This window comes from Sphaerotilus montanus (assembly GCF_013410775.1).
Classification (GTDB): Bacteria; Pseudomonadota; Gammaproteobacteria; order Burkholderiales; family Burkholderiaceae_C; genus Sphaerotilus; species Sphaerotilus montanus.
The window spans coordinates 199,623-211,844 of record NZ_JACCFH010000002.1 but is presented as its reverse complement, the minus strand read 5'-3'; the positions used below and the strand labels follow the sequence as shown (position 1 = coordinate 211,844).

7 protein-coding genes are annotated in these 12,222 nt (G+C 67.1%); 6 read left to right on the top strand and 1 reads right to left on the bottom strand.

The genetic code is table 11. The annotated features are described in order from the left end of the window. The first annotated feature begins 70 nt into the window (after nt 1-70). The 3 genes from BDD16_RS22670 (at nt 71) to pglX (ending at nt 7,567) form a co-directional block, all read left to right on the top strand. Complete coding sequence (locus BDD16_RS22670; RefSeq protein WP_179636396.1) at nt 71-316, top strand: helix-turn-helix domain-containing protein; 246 nt, start codon at nt 71-73, stop codon at nt 314-316. Next, on the top strand, nt 313-4,599 hold the full coding sequence (gene pglW / locus BDD16_RS22665; protein WP_179636395.1) for a BREX system serine/threonine kinase PglW: 4,287 nt from the start codon (nt 313-315) through the stop codon (nt 4,597-4,599). Before BDD16_RS22670 ends, pglW begins: the two co-directional genes overlap by 4 nt. A 184-nt stretch (nt 4,600-4,783) precedes the next feature. Next, a complete protein-coding gene (gene pglX, locus BDD16_RS22660) occupies nt 4,784-7,567 on the top strand; it encodes a BREX-2 system adenine-specific DNA-methyltransferase PglX (RefSeq protein WP_179636394.1) in 2,784 nt (927 codons plus the stop codon). Here the strand turns inward: pglX and BDD16_RS22655 are convergent. Further along, complete coding sequence (locus BDD16_RS22655; RefSeq protein WP_179632657.1) at nt 7,564-8,520, bottom strand: IS1595 family transposase; 957 nt, start codon at nt 8,518-8,520, stop codon at nt 7,564-7,566. The two genes, pglX and BDD16_RS22655, sit on opposite strands and share 4 nt — an antisense overlap. Nucleotides 8,521-8,578: 58 nt before the next feature. Here BDD16_RS22655 and BDD16_RS22850 point away from each other — a divergent pair, with 58 nt between their 5' ends. The 3 genes from BDD16_RS22850 to BDD16_RS22640 all read left to right on the top strand — a co-directional run bounded on the left by BDD16_RS22850 (nt 8,579) and on the right by BDD16_RS22640 (nt 12,183). Beyond that, nucleotides 8,579-9,577: a DUF7008 domain-containing protein gene (locus BDD16_RS22850; protein ID WP_218898227.1), complete on the top strand. Its 999-nt coding sequence runs from the start codon at nt 8,579-8,581 to the stop codon at nt 9,575-9,577. Between the two features lie 50 nt (nt 9,578-9,627). After that, nucleotides 9,628-10,929 carry a DUF6161 domain-containing protein gene (locus BDD16_RS22645; protein WP_179636393.1) on the top strand — a complete coding sequence of 434 codons (1,302 nt, stop codon included), beginning with the start codon at nt 9,628-9,630 and terminating at the stop codon, nt 10,927-10,929. Nucleotides 10,930-11,109: 180 nt separating this feature from the next. Continuing rightward, nucleotides 11,110-12,183, top strand: a complete 1,074-nt coding sequence (locus BDD16_RS22640; protein ID WP_179636392.1) for a Fic family protein — start codon at nt 11,110-11,112, stop codon at nt 12,181-12,183. Nucleotides 12,184-12,222: the final 39 nt, after the last annotated feature.

The following is a 12,222-nucleotide window of genomic DNA, read 5'->3' as shown; positions in this document are numbered from 1 at the left end:
ACACATAGACCCCCTGTTTTGCTATCCTGCGCACCACCCCGCCACCGCACATGCCAAAACAGTCCCCCCGATGCTGCGCTGCCACCTCTCCACCCTCATGGGCCGCGACAAGCTGCGGATCTCGGATGTTGCACGCCTGACGGGGCTGAACCGCAGCACCATCGCCGCGCTGTACCGCGAGACGGCCACCCGGGTCGATCTGTCCACGATCGAGGCCCTGTGCAAGCTGTTCCGCTGCAGCGTGGGTGAGTTGCTGGAGCACGTTCAAGCAAGCGCCCCGACACGCCCCCACCCCACCGAGCGAGGCCCCGCATGACGCTCAGCGCCGCCCGCTGGCACGTCATCGCCGCATCGAACTTCGCGTGGGAGCGCGAGGCGCTGGACTGGCTGCGCGCCCACCTGCCCGACCGCGACCCGTGGCACGTCTGGACCAACTTCGAGTTCATCGACGACCAGGGCAAGGTCTGCGAAGTGGACGCGCTGGTGCTTTCAGGCGCCGGGCTGTTCGTGGTCGAGATCAAGAGCCGGCCCGGCACGCTGGCTGGCGATGTCCACACCTGGACCTGGACCACCGACGGCCGCGTGCTCACCACCGACAACCCGCTGATCCTGGCCGACCGCAAGGCCAAGCGCCTGGCCAGCCTGCTGCGGCGCCAGCCCGCGGTCGTCAAGGCCAAGATGCGCCTGCCGTTCGTCGAGCCGGCGGTGTTCCTGTCCTCCACCAGCCTGGATTGCCGCCTCGACAGCCGCGCCCGCCTGGGTACCTTCCAGCAGGGCCGCCCCGGCACGCCGGACGATACCGGCATCGTCGCGGCGCTGACCCGCGGCATCACCACCACCGCGCTCCCGCTGGCCAGCCCGATCGACACGCAGCAGGCCCGCGCGATCGACCGCGCCCTGAAGGAAGCCGGCATCCGCCCGTCCAACAAGCACCGCCAGGTCGGCGACTACCAGCTCGGCGCGCTGCTGGCCGAGGGCGACGGCTTCCAGGACTGGGCCGCGCAGCATGTCTCGATCGACACCATCCACCGCCGCGTGCGCATCTACACCGTGGCCGGCGCGTCCAGCCCGGAGGCCCGCGCGGCGCGGACCCGGCAGGCGCGGCGGGAATTCGAGGTGCTCGAAGGCATCGAGCATCCCGGCATCCTCAAGGCCAAGGACTACAAGGACACCGAACTCGGCCCGGCGCTGCTGTTCGAGCACGACCCTGACGCGGTGCGGCTCGACCACCTGGTGCGCGACCACGGCGCGCGCCTGACGCTGACGCAGCGGCTGCAGCTCGTGCGCGACCTCGCCGAGACGCTGCAGTACGCCCACGGCAAGCGCCTTGTCCACCGCGCGCTCGGGCCGCAGAGCGTGCTCGTCCACGGTGTGCCGGGTGCCGAGGGCGGCGCGCTGACGCTGCGGCTGACGAACTGGCAGACCGCCTCGCGCAACGCCTCCAGCGGCGCCGACGCGGGCGCCCCCGACACCCTGCACCACACCACCGGCACCCGCCACGTCGAGGACTACGTCGAAGACCCCGGCCTGGTCTACCTCGCCCCGGAAACCACCCGCGGCGACCCGGCCCACGGCCCCAGCCTGGACGTGTTCTCGCTCGGCTGCATCGCCTACCTCGTCTTCAGCGGCCAGCCGCCGGCCGAGTCCGTGCTCGCGCTCGACGAGAAGCTGCGCATCGGCCAGGGCCTGCGGCTGTCGGACGTGATGGACGGCTGCACCGCGAAGCTGCAGGAGCTGATCCAGTACGCCACCTGCCCGGATGTCTTCGCACGCTACGACACCGTGCAAGGCTTCCTGGATGACCTGGACCAGGTCGAGGACGCGCTCACCACGCCCGACCCCGAAGCCACCATCGATCCCTCGTCGGCCAGCACGGGCGACCGGCTGGAGGGCGGCTTCAGCGTCGTGAAGCGGCTCGGGCGGGGATCGTCCAGCGACGCGCTGCTGGTGCGGCGCGACGGCAGTGACGAAGACCTCGTGCTCAAGGTGGCGCTGGATGTCGCGCACAACGAGCGGCTGGTGGCCGAAGGCGAGGTGCTGGCCCGGCTGCACCACCAGCACATCGTCGCCCACCGCGAGACGCTCAGCGTCGCCGGGCGCACCGCGCTGCTCCTGCGCAATGCGGGCGAGAAGACGCTGGCGGCCCTGCTGCGCCACGAGGGCCGGCTGTCGCTGGACCTGCTGCAGCGCTTCGGCCGCGAGCTGATCGAGGCGGTGAACCACCTGGAGAGCGAGGGCGTCGCGCACCGCGACATCAAGCCGGAGAACATTGGCGTCAGCGCAACCCGCACCGGCAAGCTGCAGCTCGTGCTGTTCGACTTCTCGCTGTGCCGCACACCGCTGACCAACCTGACCGCCGGCACGCCGCCCTACCTCGATCCCTTCCTGTCGCTGCGCCGGCCGCCGCGCTGGGACCTGTACGCCGAACGCTTCGCGCTGGCGGTGACGCTGTACGAGATGGCGGTCGGCCAGCCGCCGGTCTGGGGCGACGGGCGGACCTCGCCGGCCATGCTGGAGGTCGAGGCCACCATCGAGCGCGAGGTGTTCGACCCGGTCATGCGCGACGGGCTGGGCGCCTTCTTCACCCGCGCGCTGCGGCGCGACCCGCGCGAACGCCACGACAACGCCGAGGAGATGCTGCGCGCCTGGGATGCGATCTTCACGGCCCGCGCCACGCTGCACCCGGCCACGCCCGATGCGCAGGCCGGGCTGACCGCACTGGCCCCGACCGTCACCCTGCGCACCACGATGGCCGAGCTGGGCTACAGCGCGGCGGCGCAGGAGGTGCTCGACCGCATGGGCGTCCACAACGCGCGCGAGCTGCTGGCGGTGGATCGGATCAAGTTCCGCTACCTGCGCGGCGTGGGCGACCGGGTGCGCAAGGAGATCCGGCTCACCGCCAAGGAGCTGGCCCGGCTGCGCCCCGACCTGACCCAGGGTCGGCACACCGCGCACGACGCCGACGAGTCGGCCGACGGCGCGGTCAGCGTCAACGAGCTGGCCGCGCTGCTGCTGCCACGCCGCCCGGCCGGGGACGACCGGCCGGAAGAAGCGGCGCTGGCCCACTACCTCGGGCTGGACGACGCGGTGCCGGCGGGCCGCTGGCCGACGCTGGGCGAAGCGGCCGAGGCGAGCGACGTCGTGCGCAGCACGCTGACCACCACCGTGCTCAAGGCCCGCGAGCGCTGGCTCAAGACCCCGGCGTTCACCGAACTGCGGGTCCAGCTTGACGCGCTGCTGGTGAGCCAGGGGCAGGTGATGAGCGCGCAGGAGGCCGCCCTGGCGCTGCTGAGCCTGCGCGGCTGTGCGGCGCGGGACGAGGTGGAGCGTCTGCGGCTGGCGACGGCGGTGCTGCGGGCGGCGGTCGAGGCCGAGTCGAACCTGGAGGCGCCCCGCTTCGAGGCGCACGACCACGCGGGCGGCGCGCCGCTGATCGCCCGCGCGGCGGCCTGGGCGGACTACGCGCGCCAGCTTGGCGCGGCGGCGGATGCTTGCGCGGCGGCCGATCCGTTGTTGCCGCCGCAACGGGTGCTGGAGACGCTGGAAGGCGTGCCCTTGCCGGTGGGCTTGCAGGGGCCGGGGTCGGTGGCGGCGGCGGGGGCTGCCCTGGTGCTGCCGGCCGGGCGGTTGCTGCGGCTGGCGGCGTCGGCGTCGCGGCGGGCGGCGCTGTCGAGTCGGCAGGAGCTGTATCCGCGCGGCATGTCCGCGTTGCAGGCGCTGCGGCAGTCGCTGGGCGCGCTGGTGGGTGTGCGGGAGCTGCGGGCGGTGGATCTGCAGGCGCGGGTGCGGGGCCGCTACCCCGAGGCGGCGGCGCTGCCCGAGCGGCCGGCGCTGGACCGGCTGCTCGAAGAAGCTGGCGCGCCGCTGCACTGGGACGCCACGGCCGCCGGGCATGAGGGCGCCTATTGCAGCGCCCTGCTCGGCCGGGGCGCCACGGCCGGTCTCACCACCGCCTTCTCGCGCCTGCCGACCCGGCTGAGCCACGGCGCGGCGGCGCTGGACGACACGCTGCTGGCCGACGCCGCCGAGGTGGAGGCGCGCCTGCAGCGCAGCCGGCGCCAGGGCGGGCTGCTGGTGCTCACCGCCGCGCCGCGGCTGGCGCAGCGGGCCGAGGCCGAGCTGCTGCGCCGATTCGGTGGCACGGAGCCGGGCGATCTGCAGCGGCTGAGCGTGGATGCGCTGCTGCTCGCGGCGCTGAAGGCGCAGGCGGCGGCGGCGCGGGTGGACTGGTCGGTCGTGCTGCGCGCCGATGCGGCGGAGCCGACCACGCGCGACTGGCTCAACCTGCAGCGCCTGGTGCAGCGCACGCTGCCGGGGCTGCGGGCGGCGCTGCTGGACAGCCCGGGGCCGCGGCTGGTGGTGAACGTCGGGCTGCTGGCGCGCTACGGGCTGATGGGGCTGGTCACCGAGCTGGAGCAGGCGGCCGGCCGACCCGGGCGCACACCCGGCGCGTGGCTGCTGCTGCCCACGTCGCGCACCGGTCTGCCGATGGTCGATGGCCAGCCGGTGCCGCTGGTCAACCACCTGCAGCACGGCCACACGGTCGCGCTGCCGCAAGCGTGGATCGAGAACCAGCACCGCGCCGCCACGCCGACATGAAGCGCCCCCTTTCCGTCATGCCCGCGCAGGCGGGCACCCACGCACGCGGCCACCGTCGGGGCGTGCGTGGGTCCTCGCATTCGCGAGGATGACGGGGCGGGGTGGGGGTTGGACGCGGACACCGCACTGACCCACGCCACACACGAACGAACAAGCAAGCAAGTACACAGGGGAGCTTTCCACCATGATCCACGCCCAACGCCTGCTGGCCGACCTGACCCGCCAGCTCAAGCTCACCGAAGACGACCTGCGCCAGCGCATCGCCGAGGACCACGCCCTGCGCACGGACCTCACCGCCGAGTGGGACGCCGCGCGGGTGGCCGACCGCACGGCCGAGACCTTCGAGAGCTGGGCCGACGCGGTGATCACGCAAGCGGGGGGGCATTGGCTGCTGAGCGGCGTGTTCCTGCGCTTCATCGAGGACAACGGGCTGGTGGCGCGGCCGTGGCTGGCGGGGCCGCCGCAGACGGACCGGCTGACGCTGGCGCGGGACCGGCACGAGGCGTATTTCCGCGCCGAGCCGCTGCACACCGACCGCGATTACCTGCTGGCCGCGTTCCGCGAGGCGGGGGAGTTGCCGGGTTTGCAGACGTTCTTTGACGAGGCGCACAACCCCGTGTTCCGCCTGGGGCTGAGCGGGGCGCAGGCACAGCGGCTGCTGCAGTTCTGGCAGCAGGTGGACCCGGACACCGGGGCGCTGGTGCATGACTTCACCGACGCGGAGTGGAACACGCGCTTTCTGGGCGATCTGTACCAGGACCTGTCGGAGGCGACGCGCAAGCGGTATGCGCTGCTGCAGACGCCGGAGTTCGTCGAGGAGTTCATCCTGGACCGCACGCTGACGCCGGCGCTGCGGGAGTTCGGGTTGCATGCGGTGCGGATGATCGATCCGACCTGCGGCTCGGGGCACTTTCTGCTGGGCGGGTTCGAGCGGCTGGTGCGGGCGTGGGCGCAGGCGGAGCCGGGGCGCAATGTGCGCGATGTCGCGCAGCGGGCGCTGGACGCGGTGGCGGGGGTCGACCTGAACCCGTTCGCGGTGGCGATCGCGCGGTTCCGGCTGCTGGTGGCGGCCTTGCGGGTGAGCGGGTGCGCGCGGCTGGCGGAGGCGCCGGATTTCAGGATTCCGGTGGCGATCGGCGACAGCCTGCTGCACGGGACGCGCTTCGGGGCCAAGGGCACGGGCGATCTGTTCGACATGGCCGAGGCGCACGCCGACACGGGGCTGGCGCACGCCTATGCGAGCGAGGATCTGGCGCAGGTGCAGGCGATCCTCGGGCGGCAGTACCACGCGGTGGTGGGCAATCCGCCGTACATCGTGGTCAAGGATGCGGCGCTGAACAAGGCGTATCGCTTGAAGTACGCCAGTTGCCACATGAAGTATTCGCTCGGGGCGCCGTTCACGGAGCGGTTCTTTGAACTGGCGGTGACGGGGCGGGATGGGCAGTCGGCGGGGTTTGTCGGGCTGATCACGGCGAACTCGTTCATGAAGCGCGAATTCGGCTCGAAGCTGATTGAAGAGGTGTTGCCACGTCTCGACCTGACGCATGTGGTCGATACCTCGGGCGCCTACATCCCCGGCCACGGCACGCCGACCGTGATCCTGTTCGGCCGCCACCGGGCGCCGGTCGCGGGCGAGGTCCGCACGGTCATGGGCATCAAGGGCGAGCCGTCCACGCCGGACGATCCCGCGCATGGTCTGGTCTGGAGCGCCATCGTCGGGCAGATGGACCGGGCGGGCAGCGAAAGTGATTTCGTCAGCGTGGCGGATACGTCGCGGGCAACGTTTGGCAAACACCCTTGGAGTATTGGAGGCGGCGGTGCTGCTGATCTCCTAGAACACCTTGAGGATTTAAATACTCTTCGCCTTGCCGACGTTTGCTCTTCAATTGGAAGGACAACTCACACAGGCGAAGACAATGTTTTTTCAGTTGATGCCGGATGGATTTCTAGAAACAATCTTGCATGTATCACGATACCTCTGGTAGAGGGTGAGCACGTTCGCGATCATATCGTTAATACAAAAATAGCAACTATATTCCCATATGACAAAAAAACGGCCATAGTGTTGGATAATTTTCCACAATCGATTGACCGTCATTTTTGGTTATATCGTCGACTATTGAAAGAGCGAAAGGATTTCGGAAATTACATCGAAGATAGAGGTTTGCGTTGGTATGAGCACTCGATGTTTTTTCCAATTCGATATAAAAATTCTCTTGGTATAACTTTTGCAGATATTTCTACGCACAACCACTTTGTTCTTGACCGTGGCGGGAAGGTCTTCAACCGTACTGCCCCGGTGATCAAGCTGCCCGCCGGCGCCACGGAAGACGAGCACTTGGAGCTGCTCGGGCTGCTGAATTCGTCGGTGGCGTGTTTTTGGTTTCAGCAGGTCTGTCACAACAAAGGCGGGCCGGGTGGTGGAAGCAGTAAAGATGAGAAATGGCATGATTTCTACGCCTTCAATTCGACAAAGGTTGCTGAATTTCCGCTAGTTACTGATCGCCCGGTAGATCTGGCTCGCCGTATAGATAATTTGGCGCAATGCATTTCTAGTATTTCCCCTTCTGCGGTCTTGGCTCGCGGAGAAGATCCAACCAAAGCTACATTGCAATCGGCTCGTGAAGAAACTGCTGCGCTGCGTCGTCAAATGGTATCGCTGCAGGAGGAAATGGATTGGCGTTGCTATAGCTTTTATGGTCTGTTAACTGATCGCCTAGATACATCAACGCCACCGGAAATAAATGTCGGTGAGCGAGCATTCGAAATCGTGATGGCCCGCCGCATGGCCGCCGGCAAGTTGCAGACCAAATGGTTCGAATGGCTTGGAATCCAGCCTGTGACAGAAATTCCGTCAGGCTGGCCGGCTGAATACCGGACGCTCGTCGAGCGCCGCATCGCGCTGATCGAATCCGACCGCAGCATCGGCCTGATCGAATCGCCCGGTTGCAAGCGCCGTCCTGATTAGCAACGATCCTCAGCATTCCCCCGAACGACCCGCTGAGCCCGAGGCTTGCACCGCGAGACATCGATGATGAGCCGAGCCACCAACTCGCGCAGGTCGAACCGACGGTTGAAGCGGTAGGCGAACGCTGCCAGGTAGCTGCTGGCGTACTTGGGGTACTTGAACGCATGGAACGCACCCGACAACGTCGTCTTCAGGTTGCCCAGCACCGTGTTGACCCAGGTGAACTCGGGCAGCTCGCGCGGCTTGCGCTGCCCCACCACGATCGGCGTGTGCAGACAGCCCGCGCTGGTGACCGCGGCGAAGCACCCCAGCCCGTCGCTGACCACCCGCGCTCCCGGCATCAGCGCCGCCTGCGCCCACTGGCCCACCGCCTCCAGCGTGAAGCCGCTCACCGGCGCGAGCTTGACGTACTGCGGATGCCCCTGGTCATTGACCGAGACCGCCGCCACGAACGGCACCTTGTTCTCCGAACCCCGACCCGCCTTGCCGCCGCTGCGCTCCCCGCCGAGGTAGGCATCGTCGAGCTGCACCGTGCCGTCGAGCCGGTGCTGGCTCTCCCGCTCGGCCATCGCGTGCATGATCTTCTGGTGCATCAGCCACGCCGTCGGGTAGCTCACGCCCACCTGCCGCTTGAGCGCCAGCGCCGACAGCCCCGTCTTGGCCTGGCTGAGCAGGTAGATCGCCAGGAACCACGTTCTCAGCGGCAGCTTGGTGCTCGCGAACAGGCTGCCCGCGGTCAGCGAAGTCTGGTGGCGGCAGCCGTTGCATTGATACAGCTTGCGTGCGCCCTGGCCCACCACGTAGTGCGCCGCAGTGCCGCAGCGCGGGCACTCGAAGCCCTGGGGCCAGCGTGCCTGCTTGACCGCCTCGGCGCATTGCTCTTCCGTGCCGAAGCTGCTCATGAACTCCGGCAGCGACATCCCTTGCTGGAACTGGATTCGGTTCATCGGCATGTGCTCGCTCCTGCGCTTTGTCTGCCTTCTACGCTACGCCTGATCGTCGGCTAGGGCCTTGCTGAAGATCATTGCTAATCAGGAGCGCCGTTGGGAACGCACGCCTTGGCACACGCTGGAACAGGACGCCCTGCGCGAGGCCCTGCTCGCCCGCCTCGAAGCCCCCGCCCTGTGGCCCGCCACCCCCGACCAGCCCCCGCAACTCACCACCACCCGCCGCCTCGCCGACGCCGTCCAGCAGCACGACCCCGCCTTCATGGCGCTGGCCGCCCTCTACACCGGCCACCCCGACTTCGACCCCGCCGCGCTGGTGGCCGACCTCGTCGCCGCCGAGTCCGTGCCCGCCCTGCCCGTGCAGCGCTACACCGACACCGGCCTGCGCAAGCGCGCCCAGTGGCAGGCGACGTGGGCACTGCAACGCCGCGAGGACCGCATCAAAGCCGAAGTCGCCGACAACGCCGACGACTGGTGCCGCGAACTCGCCACCCAGGCCCGCGAGCGCTTCGGCAGCGACACCACCGACGACGCCCGCGCGTGGATCGACAAGGCCCTCGCCGCCGAAATCGCCACCCAGACCGCCGAGCGCCAGGAAGCCGAAGTCGGCCGCATCCCCGTCCCGCCCAAGTATCAGAGCAAGGACTTCCTGAAGGCCGACCTCTGGCGCCTGCGCGGCGGCCTGGACGTGCCCAAGGAACGCTGGACCAGCTACCCCGGCTGCGAACGCGGCGCCGACGGCAGCCTGCCCGTGGCCTGGGCCGGCTGGAACCACCTGCAGCAGGCGACCGCCGTGGCCGGCTACTTCCTCGACATGAAGGACACCGAAGGCTGGCCGCCCGAGCGCCTGCAGCCCCTGCTGGCCGCGCTGGACGAACTCGTGCCCTGGCTCCAGCAGTGGCACAACGCCATCGACCCCGACTTCGGCGAACGCATGGGCGACTACTACGCCGCCTTCGTGCGCGACGAGGCGCGGGCGCTGGGGTTCACGCTGGAGGAGCTGCGGGGGTGGCAGCCGGTGGTGGTGGCGAAGAAGCGCGGGCGCAAGCCCAAGGCGGGCTGAGCCCGAGATTGACCTGACAACCAACAAGACCGTGCGGGGAGCACTGAACCATGTCCGAAGACAACCAGGCAGAAGAAATCGAGACCTCGGCACCTGAGCCGAAACCGGAGCCGCTGTTCACGCTGGATCTGGGGGCGAACGGGGGTGTGCTGGCGCCGACCAGTTATGCGGAAATAAAATCCTGGATCGAGACCGAATTGACCTTTTGGGGTTGGGTCTCACGATATAGCCATCGCACCAGTGAAGGCGATCCAGGATATAGACTGCAACTTGGTTTGCAAATGCTTCGCCAAGCACAACAACATCTAGTTGATGCAGAAAAAAATAAGTCAGACGCGAACAAGGTCGAAGAAAATCAGAAAAACTTGGCCGCCGAAAAATCAAACCAAGAACGCTGCCAGTCACGCATTAGAGAAGCGTACGTAGGCGGAAAATTTCCGCACAGCAGCACATCGGCCGCCAAACGCATCCAACAACTACAGGCATCATCTGACGATATTTCTGCCTTCATGTATGCAGCAGTCTATCTTCAGCCGGTGAATGCCCAGAATTCAATATATGGGCAACCGCTATCTGGCTGGCGGGGCTTGGTCGAGGGTCTGGTTGATCGCTATGACTTGATCGGGGAAGTATCCGATGGACGTCAACAAGCTGCCGAAGCGTCGTTCGAACAACTGCGCAACAAGGCTGAGCAGTTCGTCAGCGAGAAAAGCCAAGCCTGTGATGCATTGCACCGCGACTATGCCGGCCTGACGGATTCCGTCCGCCAAGAAGCGGAACGACAAGTGACCGAGTTCGGTGAATCTCACACCCGATGGCAAGCTGAGTTCGATCAGCTCAAAGCGAAGCACCAACAGGATATGGAGAAGCTGCGCAAGACCTTCGAGGAGGAAATGGGGTTGCGAGCGCCGGCTTTGTATTGGAAAGACAAACAGAAAACGCATGGGACATGGTCCAACGTCTGGGGCGCTGTGTCGTTCCTCGGCATCGTGGGCGCAGCCAGCGGCCTTGGTTTCCAGATCCACGACCTGCTGAAGAACACCCCCGCCAACACCGCTCCGGAAACCTGGCGCCTCGCCGTCCTGGCCCTCGTCGCCGTGTTCACTGTCTGGGGCGTGCGCCTGATTGTTCGCCTGTTCCTCAGCCACCAGCACCTGTACACCGACGCACAGGAACGAATCACGATGGTCCAGACCTACTTGTCCCTGATGGAAGGCGAACACCTTGCCAGCCGGAAGGACCGCCAACTGATCCTGCAAGCCCTGTTCCGCCCCGCGTCGGACGGTCTGGTCAAGGACGAGGGCGTGCCCTTCTCCCTCGCGGAAGTGATCACCCGGCAAGGCAAGCCATGAGCCCGCCGTCATCAGCACCCACCTGCCCGGCTCTCAAGCAGGGCGCACTGCCGCCCACCGCGCGCCTTGAAACGCTCGCCCCACGCGGGCGCATAGTCATGGCCGAACGGCCTCTGTGGAACGAGCATTGCCAAGACGCTGCCGCCGCAGGTTCGCTGCGCAACTCAAAGAGCCAACACGATGTTTGAGCGCGACCACCCCTACAACGACCTGCCCGCACTGCCACCGACCAGCGCGGTAGAAACACCGGCTGTCCTGAAGAAGGCCATCGCCGCCAGCCGGGCCCTGGCCGAACTCAAGGGCATGGCCGAGCGCATGCCCAACCAGGCCATGCTCATCGACAGCCTGGTGCTGCAGGAAGCGCGGGCCTCGTCAGAAATCGAGAACATCCTGACCACCAACGACGAGGTCTACAAGGCCGCGTCCGACGATGGTCTGGCCGCCAGCGCACAGACCAAGGAAGTGCTGCGCTACCGGCAGGCGCTCAACCACGGTTTCCGCCAGATCCGCACACGCCCGCTGGCCACCGCGCTGTTCGTCGAGATGGCGCAGATCATCAAGGAAACCACCTTCGATGTGCGCCGCACACCCGGCACCCGCATCGCCAACGGGCGCGGCGAAACCGTCTACACGCCACCCGAGGGCGAGCGGGTCATCCGCGACAAGCTGCGCGACCTCGAAACCTTCATGCACGCGCAGGACGACCTGGACGTGCTGGTCAAGATGGCCCTGGTCCACTACCAGTTCGAAGCCATCCACCCCTTCCCCGACGGCAACGGCCGCACCGGGCGCCTCATCAACATCCTGTACCTGGTCGATCAGGGGCTGCTGAACCTGCCGGTGCTCTACCTGTCGCGCCACATCATCGACCACAAGACGGCCTACTACGACGGCCTGCGCCGGGTCACCGAAGAAGGGGCATGGGAGGACTGGATCCTCTACATGCTCGATGCCGTGCAGCAGACCTCCGTGCGCACCCAGCAGCAGATCACCGACATCCTGGCCCTGATGGAGTCCACCCGCGAGCGGGTTCAGCGCGAGGCCCCGTCCGTCTACAGCAAGGACCTGGTCGAGCAGATCTTCCGCCAGCCGTATTGCAAGATCAGCTTTCTGGAGCAGGCCGGTCTGGGCACGCGCCAGACCTGTGCCAAGTACCTGCGCGAGCTGGAACGGCTCGGCGTGCTGCAGGGCCAGAAGATCGGGCGCGAGGTGTACTTCATCAACAAGGCGCTCTTTGACCTTCTAACACGTTAAAAATAATCTATTTTTTTAACACGTTATCGCCACATGTTC